Consider the following 14,265-nt stretch of genomic DNA (forward strand, 5'->3'; position numbering starts at 1 on the left):
TTCTCGGGCCAGGCTCGCTATAGGGTCAGTAAACGGAACAGGGCAATCTTGTTGATCTCCGCCAGCGCACATTTGAACTCGGTGTCTTGCGAGTTGTGAATGCGCGTTTCGAACGCCGCGAGGATCTGATGCCGGTTGCTGCCTTTTACCGCCATGATGAAGGGAAACTTGAACTTGGCTTTGTAGGCGTCGTTCAGCTCGGTGAAGCGCTGGAACTCTTCGGCCGTGCATTGGTGAATACCGGCGCCAGCTTGTTCATTGGTGCTGGCTTCGGTCAGTTGGCCCTGGACGGCAGCTTTGCCGGCCAGGTCCGGGTGAGCGTTGATCAGCGCCAGTTGACTGGCGTGATCGGCGCTCAACAGGATGTCGCTCATGCGCTGGTGCAGGGTTTCGATCTCGTCGATCGAAGCGTCCGCGCCCAGGTCGTAGGCCTTCTCGGCCACCCATGGCGAATGTTCGTAGATGTCGGCGAAAGCTTTGACGAAAGCGTCGCGGCTCAGGGTCGACGGTTGCAGGGTTTGAAAGCGGCTCATTTGGCGGCCCCTTGGTACGGCTGGGTTTCATGCCAGTGACGCGCGATGTCGACGCGACGGCTGAACCACACCTGTTCATGACTTTTGGCGTATTCGATAAAGCGTTTGAGCGAAGCGATGCGACCCGGACGGCCGATCAAGCGGCAGTGCAGACCGATCGAGAGCATTTTCGGTGCTTCAGCGCCTTCGGCGTAGAGCACGTCGAACGCGTCTTTGAGGTATTCGAAGAAGTCGTCACCCTTGTTGAAACCCTGTACTTGCGTGAAGCGCATGTCGTTGGTGTCGAGGGTGTACGGGATCACCAGATGCGGCTTGCCGGTCGGGTTGTTCGGTTCCCAGTAGGGCAGGTCATCGTCGTAGGTGTCGCAGTCGTAGAGGAAACCGCCTTCTTCCATCACCAGACGACGGGTGTTCGGGCCAGTGCGGCCGGTGTACCAGCCCAGTGGGCGCTCACCGGTGATTTCGGTAAGGATGCGGATCGCTTCGAGCATGTGCTCGCGTTCCTGCGCTTCGTCCATGTACTGGTAGTCGATCCAGCGGTAGCCGTGGCTGCAGATCTCGTGACCGGCATCGACCATCGCGCGGATCACATCCGGGTGGCGCTGGGCGGCCATGGCCACGGCGAAGATGGTCAACGGAATGTCGAATTCCTTGAACAGTTTCAGGATCCGCCAGACGCCGGCACGGCTGCCATACTCGTAAAGCGATTCCATGCTCATGTTGCGCGCGCCTTGCAGCGGCTGAGCAGCAACCATTTCAGACAGGAACGCTTCGGATTCTTTGTCGCCGTGCAGAATGTTGCGCTCGCCGCCTTCTTCGTAATTGAGTACGAAGGACAGGGCGATGCGGGCATTGCCCGGCCAGTGTGGGTGAGGAGGGTTACTGCCGTAACCGATCAGGTCGCGTGGGTAGTCAGCGCTCACTGCAGTCTTCCTTCTTATTCATGACTTGTTCAAAGTCGGGATTTTGTGGCGGCCTGGCGGTGAGTGAACAGGCTGGCGTCACAGCGATGGGCTGATTGTATACAACTTTAATCGCAATTTGTAAGCCTGAATTTTCGCATTTTTCACCGACTGTCATCTTTTACTGCTATTGGCGTGAGCCTGCAAGAAACCTGCCTGACCCGTCAGCTTATGGATAGGAGGTTCAATGAATAGGCGCGTTGCTGGCAGATCAAGGGGAAACGCCCGAATGGCGGGGGTGATGTGAAAAATGTCGTTTTTATTGTGTACAATTTTTTTGAAAAGTGTCTTAATCAGTCGCTCGCCGCAGCTTTTCGTGCTCCGAATCGGTGCGGTCTCCTTTTCAACTGACTTCGGGAGGCGCGAAGTCTGACTGCTTCCACGCAGGCAGGCGCGCAGAATCAATGGGACGTTTGACTACACACGTTTTGGACGCTGCACACGGTTGCCCGGGCAGTTCGATCAAGGTCGAACTGTACCGCGTTGAAGGTTCGCAACTGGAATTGGTCGCCAGTGCGATTACCAACAGCGATGGCCGGGTCGATGCACCGCTGCTGCAAGGCGATGATTATCGTACCGGCGTTTATCAGGTTCAGTTCCACGCGGGCGATTACTACCGCGCCCGTGGTGTTCAGTTGCCGGAACCGGCCTTTCTGGACGTGGTTGTGCTGCGCTTCGGCATCTCTGCCGAACAGGATCACTACCATGTTCCGTTGCTGATTTCGCCGTACAGCTATTCCACGTACCGGGGCAGCTGACCCCCAAGCAGCTGCCCCCACCGGGAAGCGACTGCGCATATAGCTTCTTTGGTCTTTCGCCCGCCCACACTGCGGGCTTTTTTTCGTCCTTGAGAAAGTGGTGTCTGGTCTGACGCCTTCGCGAGCAAGCCCGCTCCCACAGGTGGAACGCATTCCAAATGTGGGAGCGGGCTTGCTCGCGAAGCTTTGGCTGTTAGCGGCTCAACAGGGATGCAGCACCCGCACCACTGAACAACCCGGCACTGATCCGGTTAAACCAACTCTGCCCCTTGCCACTGCGCAGATACCGCGCCGCCCCATGCGCACCCAGCCCGTAAGCCAGTTTGCAGCACAGATCGAGCACCACCCACGTCGCAATCATGATTAGCAACTGCGGCAAAAACGGCTGCTGCGCGCTGAGGAACTGCGGCAGAAACGCGGCGAAGAACAGAATGTCCTTCGGGTTGCTCGCGCCCAGCACAAACGCGCGCCCGAACAAGGTGCGAAAGCGCGGCGTCGGTGCCGCCTGAGGCACTTCAGCGCCTACCGAGGGCTGACGCGATTGCTGCCAGCTCTGCCAGGCGAGGTAGAACAGATACAGCGCACCGACGATTTTCAGCGCGCTGAACAACTGCTCTGACGCCAACAGCAGGGCGCCCAGTCCCAAAGCCGAAGCACTGAGCAAACAGATCGACGCAATCACGCCACCCAAAAACGCCGGGTAAGAACGGCGCAAACCGTAATTCAGACTGTTGCTGATCATCAGCAATGACAGTGGCCCCGGAATCAGGATCACCACCAACGCAGCGCCGCTGAACAGCAGCCAGGTTTCCAGACTCATCACTTTCCTCCTTTTTTGTTGTACTGAAAAATGCACAAAAGCCCCACCCGTGAGGGTGAGGCAGTTTTGAAGCCTGAACCGCGTAGCGCTTACAGGAAGATGAACTTGGCGATGAAGATCGCGCAGAGCACCCACAGGCTCACGGAGATTTCCTTGTACTTGCCGGTACCGGCCTTCAGCGCCACGTAGGTGATGAAGCCCAGTGCGATACCGTCGGCGACCGAGAAGGTCAGCGGCATCATGATGGCGGTGACGATTGCCGGGATGGCATCGGTGGCTTCGTCCCACTCGATGTGGGCCATGCCGCCCATCATCAGCATTGCCACGTAGATCAATGCACCGGCGGTGGCGTAAGCGGGAATCATGCCGGCCAGCGGTGCGAAAAACATTGCCGCTATAAATAGCACACCTACGGTCACTGCGGTAAGACCAGTCCGACCACCAGCGGCCACACCGGCAGCACTTTCTACATAACTTGTTACTGGCGGAACGCCGACCACCGCACCGAATACGCTGGAAGCACTGTCGGCTTTCATCGCGCGGGAGAGGTTTTCGATGCGGCCGTCAGCGCCGACCAGATTGGCGCGCTGAGCAACGCCCATCAGCGTACCGGCGGTGTCGAACATGTGTACAAAGAGGAAGGCCAACACCACGCTGATCATGCTGACGTTAAACACGCCGGCCACGTTCATCGCCATGAAGGTCGGCGCCAGACTTGGCGGCGTCGACATGATCCCTTCGTAATGCACGATGCCCAGACCCCAACCGGCGAGGGTTACGGTGATGATGCTGATGAGGATCGCGCCGAAGATTTTGTGGTAGCTGAGGATCGCAATCATCAGGAAGCAGATGGCGGCGAGCAGCGGGCCGGGTTCACGCAGGGAACCGAGCTTGATCAGCGTCGCCGGGCTGTCGACGACAATGCCAGCGGTTTTCAGGCCGATCAAACCGAGGAACAGACCCACACCGGCACCCATCGCAAAGCGCAGGCTGACCGGAATACTGTTGAGCAGCCACTCACGAATCCGCGAGAAGGTCAGGATCATGAACAACACGCCGGAAACAAACACCGCACCCAGCGCGGTTTCCCAGTTGTAGCCCATGGTGCCGACCACGGTGTACGTGAAGAACGCGTTGAGGCCCATGCCCGGCGCCAGGCCGACTGGCCAGTTGGCGTACAGGCCCATCAACAGGCAGCCCAGTGCGGCGGCGATACAGGTGGCGACGAACGCCGCACCGTGGTCAATCCCGGCATCGGCCATGATGTTCGGGTTGACGAAGATGATGTAAGCCATGGTGATGAAGGTTGTCAGACCGGCAATCAGCTCGGTCTTCACCGTGGTGCCATGCAAGCTGAGTTTGAACAAGCGCTCCAGCAGGCCAGTGCGTAATGGCGGCGAGAGATCCAGCGTCGATGCTTCGGATTTGCGGCTTTCCACAGCGAGTACTCCTCAAGAGTTTTATTGTTATTTCCAGGGCCGGACCCATGAGGGGTGGCAGCGGCCCTTTGAGGCACTTGCGAATTTGTTGACCATGCGGTCAGGAACTCGCACGCTGTGGATTATGCTTTTGTGTACAAATAAAGCAAATATTGTTTTTGGTTTTGTTTACGAAAGTTCCATTGATAGGGATATATCGTCTGTTCGAACGCCTTCGCGAGCAAGCCCGCTCCCACATTTGAAATGCGTTCCCCCTGTGGGAGCGGGCTTGCTCGCGAAGAGGCCGGCCCATTCAATCGAGAACTGTCTGACTGTTCCCCAGCGCCAGATTCACCGCCAACCACCCATTCACCGCCGCCTCCCCAGCCTCGGCAAACACCCGCTCCAGCAACTTCACCTGCTCACGCCGCAACGCCTGCTCAAACTTCGCACCTTCCGCCGTCAATTCCAGCAGCCGTTTACGCTTGTCCGCCTCCGACGCCACGCTGTCGACCAATTGCATTTCCTGCAACTGCCGCAACGGCATGTTCAGCGCCTGCTTGCTCACGCCGAGCAAGCCAAGCAATTCCTTCACGCTCAAATTCGGATAACGCGCGATGAAAAACACGATGCGCTGATGCACCCGCGACAACCCGCGGCGCTCGAGCATTTCGTCAGCCTTGGCGGTGAACGCCTGATAGCCGAAGAAAAACGCTTCCATCGCCTGTTGCTGGCTCGTTGGGTTTTTAAGGTCAAGCATGTTGACGTACTCGCTCAAGCTGTCGTAATTTCAGTCAACCAGTTTGACTCATTTTAAACCTGCCTCGCTACCGGTGACCTCCATGGCTTTTTCCGAACGTGTCTCGCGCCTTAAAAGTTCTTTGATCCGTGAAATCCTCGCCGCCGCCCAGCGTCCTGAGGTGATGTCGTTTGCTGGAGGTTTGCCCGCCGAAGCTATGTTGCCGAAAGTCGAATGGGCGGACATGCCGCTGGCGCTCGGTCAATACGGCATGAGCGAAGGCGAACCGGCGTTGCGCGAAGCGTTGGCGGCGGAGGCGAGGGCGCTCGGTCTGGATTGTCAGGCCAGTCAGGTATTGGTGGTCAGCGGCTCCCAGCAAACCCTCGATCTGGCGGCCAAGCTGTACATCGACAAAGGCACGGAAATTCTGCTCGAAGCGCCGACCTATCTGGCCGCGCTGCAAATCTTCCAGCTGTTCGGCGCCGATTGCCTGACCGTGCCGCAAGAGTCCGACGGCCCGAACCTGGCGCACTTGCGTAATCGTCTGGAACAGCATCGTCCGGCGTTCATCTACCTGATCCCGACCTTTCAGAACCCATCAGCCGTGCGTTACAGCGAAGCCAAACGCGCTGCAGTCGCCGCATTGCTCGATGAATTCGGCGTGACCTTGATCGAAGACGAGCCCTACCGCGAACTGACCTTCGACGGCGGCAGCGCCAAACCGATTGCCGGACGCTTGCAGAAATCCAGCTGGATCTACACCGGCACCGTGTCGAAAACCCTGCTGCCGGGTTTGCGCGTTGGCTATCTGATCGCCAGCCCGGATCTGTTTCCGCATTTGCTTAAACTCAAGCAATCGGCGGATCTGCACACCAACCGCATCGGCCAGTGGCAGGCGCTGCAATGGATCGGCACAGAGAAATATCAGCAGCATTTGAGTGAGTTGCGTGGGTTCTATCGCCAGCGACGCGATGCGTTTCAATCGGCACTGGAAACGCACTTTGCCGATTTGGCAGATTGGAACATGCCGCAGGGCGGGCTGTTTTTCTGGCTGACGTTGAAGCAACCGCTGGATACGCGAACGCTATTGAATGAGGCGTTGGCCAATGATGTGGCGTTTATGCCGGGCGAGCCGTTCTTCCCGGAGCCGGATAATCATCATGGGCACTTGCGTTTGAATTTCAGCCATATTGATCCGGCGCGGCTGGATGAAGGGTTGAAGCGGCTGGCTGCGGTGGTGCGGCAGGCGCAGATAAATAAAGCGGCCTGATAAAAACAAATAAACCGGCTCAAGGGCCGGTTTATTTTTGTCTGGGATTTTAGGTGCCTGGGAGGGCCTCTTCGCGAGCAAGCCCGCTCCCACAGGGGAATGCATTTCAAATTGTGGGAGCGGGCTTGCTCGCGAAGGCGTCAGTCAGCACGACAACAAAATATCAGACCGCAGCAAATCGCTTATCCAGATAATCAATAATCACCTTCGACTCATACATCCACGTCGTCTGCCCATTCTCTTCAATCCGCAGGCAAGGCACCTTGATCCGGCCGCCCTGTTCCAGCAGCGCTTGACGATCCTGCTCATTGTTCTTCGCATCCTTCAGCGCCACCGGCACATTCAGACGACGCAACGTACGGCGGGTTTTCACGCAGAACGGGCAGGCGTGAAACTGATACAGGGTCAGATCTTTCGCGGCAGCGTCCACTTGAGCCTGAGCAGCGGCGGGGCGCTTTTTCTTGCCCGGACGGGTGAGGAAGTCGATGAAGATAACCAGTTGGCCGAGGCCGACACGAAGCGCTTTGACGAACACGTTGAAAGCCTCACGGTGCAGATTGAGAAAGGCGCGCAGCTTACCCGATTTTTCACGGGCGAAAAAAAACCGGCGATGAATGCCGGTTTTTTTCGTGCGGCGCGTTACTTGATCAGGCTGAGAAACTCGCTGCGGGTGGCAGCGTTCTCACGGAACTCACCGAGCATCACCGAAGTGATCATCGACGAATTCTGCTTCTCGACACCGCGCATCATCATGCACATGTGCTTGGCCTCGATCACTACGGCAACGCCCAGTGCGCCGGTCACTTGCATGATGGCGTCGGCGATCTGGCGGCTGAGGTTTTCCTGAATCTGCAGACGACGCGCGTACATGTCGACGATGCGCGCAACCTTCGACAGGCCCAGCACTTTGCCGCTCGGGATGTACGCAACGTGCGCCTTGCCGATGAACGGCAGCATGTGGTGTTCGCACAACGAGTACAGCTCGATGTCCTTGACCAGCACCATTTCGCTGTTGTCGGAGCTGAACAGGGCACCATTGGTGACCTCTTCAAGCGTTTGTTCATAACCGCGGCAGAGGTACTGCATGGCTTTGGCGGCACGCTTCGGCGTGTCGAGCAGGCCCTCGCGGGAGACGTCCTCGCCCAGTTGGCCGAGAATCGCGGTGTAGTTCTGTTCCAGTGTCACAGAGGCTGATTCCATAAGGGTTTCAGAGGGGTACTGTTTTGTGTCTGTACCAATTGTGTGCCAAGCAGCTGTTTCAGGCTGAATGACAATAAACGCAGGGTTCATACCCGCCATGGCGCACATGGTAGCGTAAGTGTGTCGGCAGTTGTATGGCCGGTGGGCGCGAAGGGCCAATTCTGGCCGCGTATCCGCATGCTGGAAGTTTTATCAATTCCACATTTTCTTTCTGGGAATAGGAAATTTCCTACAGTGTTCTTGGGCGTTCCTCGGCAAAGTTTCTCCCCTCGAAAACATCGAGATGTCTGCCGCTAGCAAGTTTTGACGGCAGAGGGGACTGACTGACAGGAATTCAACCCAATGAAAAACACTGCAATGAGCGCGAAAATCTACATGGTCGGTTTGCTGGCTGGTGCTGGTCTTTTAGCCGCGTCGGGCGCCTCTGCGGCGGACGGCACCATCACCATTCAAGGTCAGGTAACGGATGCTTCCTGCTTGATCGCCGTGGACGGTGGCACCGGCGACTCCACAATCACCTTGCCGGCGGTTTCCAAAAGCGCTCTCGCGACTCCGGGCGACACCGCCGGTGCCAAAGGTTTCACCATGCAACTCAGTGGTTGCCCAACCACTGGCAGCGTTCGCGCCGCGTTTGCGCCACTGAACGTGGATCCGGCCACTGGCTATCTGCAAAACACCGCCTCGGTGAGTGCTGCCACAAACGTCCAGGTGCAAGTGCTTGATGGTGCGGCAACCCCCATCGACCTGCGCGATAACACCGGCAACAGCTACGTGCCATTCGTGGATCAGGGCGGTGCCGGTGTGGCTGATCTCAACTATGCCGCGCGTTACGTGGCAACGGGCATTGCGACGGCGGGCCAGGTCGATACCCAGTTGGTTTACACCCTGGACTACCAGTAAAGACACGTGGGCAGCCAGCCGCGGTTATCCGCGCAACTGCCTGCCCGGCGCCTGTGGAAAAAACCATGAAGACCACCTCGACACACCTGCTCAAAGGCCTTTTGCTCAGCGCGCTACTGGGATCGAATGTCGCGCTGGCAAGCGTACAGGTCGCCGGCACCCGTTTTGTCTACCCGACGGCAGAGCGTGAAATCACTGTTGGCCTGACCAACAGCGGCAGCCAGCCGGCGCTGGTGCAAACCTGGCTGGACAAGGGCGATCCCGCGTCGACTCCGGGCGCGCAAAAGCTGCCGTTCGTGATCGTCCCGCCGCTCATGCGTATCGAGCCGGGCAAGGGCCAGACATTGCGCATTGCTTACATCGGCGGTGATGTACCCAAGGATCGTGAGTCGGTGTATTGGCTCAATGTGCTCGAAGTGCCGCCAAAATCGGCGAGCGCGCCAGGGCAAAACGTCATGCAGATCGCCTTTCGCTCACGCCTGAAATTATTCCTGCGACCTTCGGACTTACCGGGCAGTCCGGAAAAAGCCGCCGAGCAAGTGACCTGGGAAGTGGTGCACGCGGCGCAAGGTTACGTGCTGCGCGCGCACAACAAGGCTCGTTACAACATCAGCTTCAGTGAAGTGGCGCTCAACGCCGGCGGCCAGCGTTACGCCAATATCGACGGCGGCATGGTCGGACCGAGTGGCACCTTCGATTTCCCCTTGAAGGGCTTGAGCTCAAACGTGGCGAGTGGCGAAGTCGACAGTCGATGGATCAGTGACTACGGCAATGCCAACGCCCAACGGTACAGCCTCGGCCAGTGACCGCTGTGCGCGGTTATCGAGGAAAATTTTCTACATCACGTGAGCGCCGGCAAAACGGATCTGCCTGAACGCTGACTTGATCGAAAAGCATTGAGTTCGCCATGACTGATTTGTATCGACTGCATTCGGCAGTCGGGAAGCATTTTGCTGTGCGCAAGAAGCGTTTGCAGACGGCTGTTCTACAAGCGTTGACGTTGTTGATAGGCGGCGCAAGTGGCGCGGTTTTCGCAGGCACCGAGCCTGCTGACGTCACCTTTGACAGTACGTTTTTGCAAGGCTATGGCCAGAATCTCGATCTGTCGCGCTACGCCCGGGCCGGCATGGTGCCCGCCGGTGAATATCGACTGCAGGTGACGGTCAATGGCAAGGATCAAATGAGTCAGACCGTGCGCGTGGTCGCCGCCGGGAAGAATGCATCACGCTTTTGCTTTCGCGCTGCTGACGTCGAGCGTTGGGGCGTGAGAGTGAACAAACTGCCGGATCAGGAGCAGGTCGCCAAGACCCTCGCCAGCGATTGCGTAGAAGTACAGGCGCTGATTCCCGGTGCTTCCTTTCGTATGGACATGGCCAGTCTGCAAGGCGATCTGAGTATCCCGCAGGCCTACGCCGGGCGAGTGAGGCGCGGTTACGTCGATCCTTCGGAATGGGATTCGGGCGTCACCGCCGGTTTTGTCACTTACAACGCCAACGCCTTCGAAAACCAGAACAGCGTCGGCGACGACAGCAGCAGTTTCAGTCTCGGTGTGAACAGCGGTTTCAACATCGCCGACTGGCGATTGCGCCATAACGGCAATTTCAACTACGACGACGATGCCGGCAGCACGTACAGCGCCACCAACAGCTATGCACAGCACGATGTCTCGTCGATGAAAGCGCAGTTCACTTTGGGCGAATATTTCACCCCCGGCGACAGCTTCGACAGTGTGCCTTTCACCGGTGTGCAACTGGCCAGCGACGACAGCATGCTGCCGGAAAGCGAACGCGGGTTCGCACCCATTGTCCGTGGTATCGCCGACACCAACGCCAAAGTCACCATTCGCCAGGCCGGGCGGATCATCCACGAAGTCACCGTGGCTCCCGGCGCCTTCGTCATCGACGATTTGTACGCCACCGGGTATGCCGGTGATCTCGACGTAACCGTCACCGAGGCCGATGGCCGGCAGAAAACCTTCACGGTTGCGTTTGCCTCTGTGGTGCAAATGCTGCGTCCCGGCTCATCGCGTTTCAGCCTGACCGTGGGGCGTTACCGCGATGACAACCTCGACGACCAGTTGCGTTTCACCCAAGGCACCTACCGCCGAGGCATATCCAATCTGCTGACCTTGTACGGCGGCGGAATTCTGGCCGAAGACTACGGCTCGCTGATCACCGGTGCCGCAGTCGGTACGCCGATTGGTGCGATCGCGTTTGATGCCTCGTTCTCGAGGGCCTCAGGTTTGCCGCAAATTACCACCGATGAAGGCTCCGGTGATTCGAGCGGGCGCAGTTACCGCATCAGTTACAGCAAACTGATCGATGAAACCCGCACCAATTTCGCCTTGGCTGCCTACCGATTTTCCAGTGAGGGGTATCTGGGGCTCAGCACGTTTGCTCACTTGCACGAAGGCGATCCAACCCAGGCCTACCTCGAGCGCAACCGTTTTCAGGTCAGCGTCAGCCAGCCGATGGGCGAAGTGGGTGACTTCTATGTGAACGGTGTGTCGAGCAGTTATTGGGATGGCCGCGCCGACTCCACCACGTATCAGGTGGGCTACAGCAAGAGTTTCAACTGGGGCAGCCTGAGCGTGTCGGCCGGTCGCGAGTTCCAGGACGACGAAAGCAACGACACCTATCTGCTCAGCTTGAGTGTTCCGCTGGGTTCCGGCTCACGACGTCCGACCTTGAGCACAACTGCCTCTTATGACGGCGACAACAACAGCACGGTGCGTACCAACGTCACTGGCACGGCCGGCGAGCGCAATCAGGCCAACTATGGCGTGTACGCCAGTCGCTCCAGCAGCGATGACGATTCCACGCACAGTTACGGCGGCAACGTGCAGTACCGCTCCTCGATAGCGCAGGTCGGGGCGAGCGTCAGTCGCGGCGAAGATTTTACCCAATACACCGGTTCGGCCAGCGGTACCGTTGTTGCCCACTCCGGCGGCATCGTTTTCAGTCCCGAACAGGGCGAGACCATGGCATTGATTGAAGCCAGAGGCGCCGGCGGGGCGAGTGTGGCCAACGGTCAGGGCAACGCGCTCGATGACGATGGCCAGGCACTGACAGCGGGGCTGGTGCCGTATCGCAACAACAATGTCGGAATCAACCCAAAAGGCTTGCCCGTCGACGTTGAACTGGAGAACACCCAGCAACAAGTCGCGCCGCGCCGGGGTGCGATCGTGCGGCTGGATTACCCGACGATCATCGGCAAACCGCTGTTGCTGCAACTGGACAATAACGCCGACGTGCCTTTCGGGGCGCAGGTAGTGGACGCGGACGGTAAACAGATTGCGTTGGTCGGGCAGGGCGGTTTGATCTTCGTGCGCGGTGAGCACCAAGGTTTGAAAGCGGTCTGGGGAGAGGATTCAGGGCAGTCATGCCTGTTGCTTTTTGACCCGGCAACCGGGGCAGAGGATCAGTTGTATCAGCAGGTCGACGCCACGTGTGTTCATGGCTGAGTCGTTGGCTGAAGTTGCTCTTCCATTCGAATTATCAGAGAGCCCTTAATCATGCTGGATAGAAAAAATAATCAACATTTAATCGCATGGATTTTTTCTTGTTTGATGTCGCTATTTTCGGTTTCTGCCAATGCATGGGATCAGCCACATGACAACTGTTCTACGGCGGAGCTTCCAACAAGACTGGGGTTTCAGGCAAAAAGCTGGAGCGCTCTGCCCATCGGATCAGTCATTCCCGGGTCTGATAACTCTACTTCGTTGCATATTCAATGCAGCAGTAAATCAGATGCCGACACTGGCTGTGAAGGTGGTGGTGGCTGGTCGTTGGCGGGCAGAGGCTTTTCGCTAACCGCTACTCAGTTCGCCAATACCTATACCTATGCCGGTTTGAACGATGGAATCGGCTTCCAATTTTTAGGAAGCGATGGCACACCAGTGCCCATACTCTATCAAGGCGCCACTGCAGTATTTATCATCAGTCCGGATACACCTGTCGACGGCTTACAAGCAGTAACGCTTCGTTACCGTTTGATCAAAATAAAGCCTGTAGTAGCTGAAGGCACTACAGTGACCCCAAACTTCTCCGTGGGTTGTCAGCATGCGGAGTGGGCAAACAACAATGAGACCAGTAGTTATATTTCCTACGGTGCCAATATAACGCGAGTGACCAGCACCTGCGTTCCAGTGGTTTCTAATACATCCGTCATATTGCCTGCCGTTTCGCGCACCAGTTTCAATGGTGTAGGCAGTGTTGCGCGACGTACGGCCTTCAACCTGGGCTTCCAATGCGATCCAAATGCCCATGCGGTTGTGGCACTCACGGATGGTTCCACACCGGGTACCACCGGGTCTGTCGTTACGCTGAACACCGGTTCAACAGCGAAGGGCATTGGCGTGCAGTTACTATCCGATGGCGTACCCATCGAAATGACGCCGAATGAATTGTTCTCGGTCGGCGGAACGCATTTGACCCTCGATTCCGAGCCCGGCGCGAGCCAGGTCATTAACCTGCCTTTGGCCGTCGAGTATGTACAAAGCGCTGCGCCGATCACCTCGGGAACGGTCGAGGCTTCGGTGCTGGTCAACATTGCCTATCAATAAACGGCGTGATGCGCGGTTCGCGTTACTCGTCGCGACCTTCCATCATCGTGCGTTTGAGCATCACGTACACCGCACCGGCGCCGCCATGTTTGGCCTGACACGAGCAGAACCCCAGCACCTGTGCATGCTGACGCAGCCAGGTGTTGACGTGGCTTTTGATCATCGGGCGTTTGCCGTCAAGCCGCACGGCTTTGCCATGGGTGACACGCACGCAGCGGATTTCAAATTTGGTCGCTTCGGCAAGAAACGCCCAAAGGGTTTCGCGAGCCTTTTCGACGCTCATGCCATGCAGATCGAGGCTGCCTTCAAACGGAATCTGACCGACTTTGAGCTTGCGCATCTGACTTTCCTGCACGCCGTCGCGCGACCACATCAGCTCGTCTTCCGGGCCGACATCGATCACGAACTGATCGGACAGACCATCGACGGTGGTGGCGTCGGTGCGCACGGTGGCGGACTGGCGCAGCTTGGCGATTTGCGCGCGATCAGTTTTGGGCTTGCCGGTGTCGGCGCGGTCGTGCTTGATCGGCTTGACGCCGCGCAGCTCGTTTTTGAACAGGGAAAAATCGTCGTCTTGCATGTCAGCCTCCGCGAAGGGCGGCCAGTTTACCCAAGTCGAAACAAAACGGCCCGGCAAAAAGCCAGGCCATTGTTCAATCGTGTTTTTTCATCAGGTGCGGGGACATGTTCAGTTCCCGCGATTGCCGTGCGCGACGGCGGCAGCGGCGCCACAGGGCGACACCGAAATACAGAAACAGCAAACCGACCGCCAGAATGATTGCCGAACCCATCGGCGTGGCATTCAAATCACCGAGCGCCGGCGGGCGCCCCAGCAGGCTGGCGGCACCGGCCATCGCCAGCAGCACCCCGAACGTCGCCAGAATGGCAGCGATCGCAGCGCCGAATCGAAAACGCCAGTTACTTTGGCCTTTGGGCCGCAAGCGGCGAGCGTCAAATCCATCGGATAACTTCATTCCGACCTTCCTCAATGGTATCGGCCCTTCGACCGGGAGTTGACGATGTTGTTCCTGAGGCTAAGGCAATTGCGGCAAATGAGAGGGTTTTGCGGATGAGCGGCCATGCGCGCCGCTCATCTGAGCT

Annotated in this window: 15 protein-coding genes; 6 read left to right on the forward strand and 9 right to left on the reverse strand. The window is 57.8% G+C overall.

Annotation, left to right across the window (positions count from 1 at the left end; genetic code table 11):
• Positions 1-17: 17 nt before the first annotated feature.
• Both uraD and puuE read right to left on the reverse strand, forming a co-directional pair.
• Complete coding sequence (uraD, locus tag KFS80_RS06660; protein ID WP_122594936.1) at positions 18-533, reverse strand: 2-oxo-4-hydroxy-4-carboxy-5-ureidoimidazoline decarboxylase; 516 nt, start codon at positions 531-533, stop codon at positions 18-20.
• A complete protein-coding gene (puuE, locus tag KFS80_RS06665) occupies positions 530-1,456 on the reverse strand; it encodes an allantoinase PuuE (protein WP_034151757.1) in 927 nt (308 codons plus the stop codon). Before puuE ends, uraD begins: the two co-directional genes overlap by 4 nt.
• A gap of 443 nt (positions 1,457-1,899) precedes the next feature.
• On the opposite strand from puuE, the gene uraH reads away from it, so the two are divergent.
• Entirely contained in the window at positions 1,900-2,253 is a 354-nt protein-coding gene (uraH, locus tag KFS80_RS06670) for a hydroxyisourate hydrolase (RefSeq protein WP_008031462.1), read from the forward strand.
• Between the two features lie 193 nt (positions 2,254-2,446).
• On the opposite strand, the gene KFS80_RS06675 is transcribed toward uraH, so the two are convergent.
• From KFS80_RS06675 to KFS80_RS06685, 3 genes are all read right to left on the reverse strand, one after another.
• Entirely contained in the window at positions 2,447-3,073 is a 627-nt protein-coding gene (locus tag KFS80_RS06675) for a LysE family translocator (protein WP_008080903.1), read from the reverse strand.
• A gap of 89 nt (positions 3,074-3,162) precedes the next feature.
• The gene (locus KFS80_RS06680; protein WP_159815647.1) at positions 3,163-4,512 is read right to left on the reverse strand and encodes an NCS2 family permease; all 1,350 of its coding nucleotides are present in this window, start codon (positions 4,510-4,512) and stop codon (positions 3,163-3,165) included.
• A gap of 292 nt (positions 4,513-4,804) precedes the next feature.
• The gene (locus KFS80_RS06685) at positions 4,805-5,251 is read right to left on the reverse strand and encodes a MarR family winged helix-turn-helix transcriptional regulator (RefSeq protein WP_212544303.1); all 447 of its coding nucleotides are present in this window, start codon (positions 5,249-5,251) and stop codon (positions 4,805-4,807) included.
• An 82-nt stretch (positions 5,252-5,333) separates the two neighbouring features.
• Here KFS80_RS06685 and KFS80_RS06690 point away from each other — a divergent pair, with 82 nt between their 5' ends.
• Positions 5,334-6,500 carry an aminotransferase-like domain-containing protein gene (locus tag KFS80_RS06690; RefSeq protein ID WP_212544304.1) on the forward strand — a complete coding sequence of 389 codons (1,167 nt, stop codon included), beginning with the start codon at positions 5,334-5,336 and terminating at the stop codon, positions 6,498-6,500.
• A 163-nt stretch (positions 6,501-6,663) separates the two neighbouring features.
• Here KFS80_RS06690 and KFS80_RS06695 read toward each other — a convergent pair whose 3' ends face one another.
• Together KFS80_RS06695 and folE are read right to left on the reverse strand one after the other, a co-directional pair.
• Positions 6,664-7,035: a glutaredoxin family protein gene (locus KFS80_RS06695; RefSeq protein ID WP_159815716.1), complete on the reverse strand. Its 372-nt coding sequence runs from the start codon at positions 7,033-7,035 to the stop codon at positions 6,664-6,666.
• 104 nt (positions 7,036-7,139) lie between these two features.
• Positions 7,140-7,685 carry a GTP cyclohydrolase I FolE gene (folE, locus tag KFS80_RS06700; RefSeq protein ID WP_053118666.1) on the reverse strand — a complete coding sequence of 182 codons (546 nt, stop codon included), beginning with the start codon at positions 7,683-7,685 and terminating at the stop codon, positions 7,140-7,142.
• Between the two features lie 357 nt (positions 7,686-8,042).
• On the opposite strand from folE, the gene KFS80_RS06705 reads away from it, so the two are divergent.
• The 4 genes from KFS80_RS06705 to KFS80_RS06720 all read left to right on the forward strand — a co-directional run bounded on the left by KFS80_RS06705 (position 8,043) and on the right by KFS80_RS06720 (position 13,164).
• Positions 8,043-8,600, forward strand: coding sequence for a fimbrial protein (locus KFS80_RS06705; RefSeq protein ID WP_212544305.1), 558 nt, complete (start codon positions 8,043-8,045; stop codon positions 8,598-8,600).
• A gap of 65 nt (positions 8,601-8,665) precedes the next feature.
• On the forward strand, positions 8,666-9,406 hold the full coding sequence (locus KFS80_RS06710) for a fimbria/pilus periplasmic chaperone (protein ID WP_218959206.1): 741 nt from the start codon (positions 8,666-8,668) through the stop codon (positions 9,404-9,406).
• Positions 9,407-9,507: 101 nt separating this feature from the next.
• Positions 9,508-12,063, forward strand: coding sequence for a fimbria/pilus outer membrane usher protein (locus tag KFS80_RS06715; RefSeq protein WP_212544307.1), 2,556 nt, complete (start codon positions 9,508-9,510; stop codon positions 12,061-12,063).
• Positions 12,064-12,114: 51 nt separating this feature from the next.
• A complete protein-coding gene (locus tag KFS80_RS06720; RefSeq protein ID WP_212544308.1) occupies positions 12,115-13,164 on the forward strand; it encodes a fimbrial protein in 1,050 nt (349 codons plus the stop codon).
• Between the two features lie 22 nt (positions 13,165-13,186).
• Here KFS80_RS06720 and KFS80_RS06725 read toward each other — a convergent pair whose 3' ends face one another.
• Together KFS80_RS06725 and KFS80_RS06730 are read right to left on the reverse strand one after the other, a co-directional pair.
• Positions 13,187-13,744, reverse strand: a complete 558-nt coding sequence (locus KFS80_RS06725) for a Smr/MutS family protein (RefSeq protein WP_159815712.1) — start codon at positions 13,742-13,744, stop codon at positions 13,187-13,189.
• Positions 13,745-13,817: 73 nt separating this feature from the next.
• Entirely contained in the window at positions 13,818-14,138 is a 321-nt protein-coding gene (locus KFS80_RS06730) for a hypothetical protein (RefSeq protein ID WP_007914024.1), read from the reverse strand.
• Between the last annotated feature and the right edge of the window lie 127 nt (positions 14,139-14,265).

This window comes from Pseudomonas rustica, from assembly GCF_018336155.1.
Lineage (GTDB): Bacteria > Pseudomonadota > Gammaproteobacteria > Pseudomonadales > Pseudomonadaceae > Aquipseudomonas > Aquipseudomonas rustica.

Coding starts and splice junctions, on each gene's coding strand:
- uraD (WP_122594936.1), bottom strand. CDS start 533: ATGAGCCGCTTTCAAACCCTGCAACCGTCGACCCTGAGCCGCGACGCT.
- uraH (WP_008031462.1), top strand. CDS start 1,900: ATGGGACGTTTGACTACACACGTTTTGGACGCTGCACACGGTTGCCCG.
- KFS80_RS06675 (WP_008080903.1), bottom strand. CDS start 3,073: ATGAGTCTGGAAACCTGGCTGCTGTTCAGCGGCGCTGCGTTGGTGGTG.
- KFS80_RS06685 (WP_212544303.1), bottom strand. CDS start 5,251: ATGCTTGACCTTAAAAACCCAACGAGCCAGCAACAGGCGATGGAAGCG.
- KFS80_RS06690 (WP_212544304.1), top strand. CDS start 5,334: ATGGCTTTTTCCGAACGTGTCTCGCGCCTTAAAAGTTCTTTGATCCGT.
- KFS80_RS06705 (WP_212544305.1), top strand. CDS start 8,043: ATGAAAAACACTGCAATGAGCGCGAAAATCTACATGGTCGGTTTGCTG.
- KFS80_RS06710 (WP_218959206.1), top strand. CDS start 8,666: ATGAAGACCACCTCGACACACCTGCTCAAAGGCCTTTTGCTCAGCGCG.
- KFS80_RS06715 (WP_212544307.1), top strand. CDS start 9,508: ATGACTGATTTGTATCGACTGCATTCGGCAGTCGGGAAGCATTTTGCT.
- KFS80_RS06720 (WP_212544308.1), top strand. CDS start 12,115: ATGCTGGATAGAAAAAATAATCAACATTTAATCGCATGGATTTTTTCT.
- KFS80_RS06725 (WP_159815712.1), bottom strand. CDS start 13,744: ATGCAAGACGACGATTTTTCCCTGTTCAAAAACGAGCTGCGCGGCGTC.
- KFS80_RS06730 (WP_007914024.1), bottom strand. CDS start 14,138: ATGAAGTTATCCGATGGATTTGACGCTCGCCGCTTGCGGCCCAAAGGC.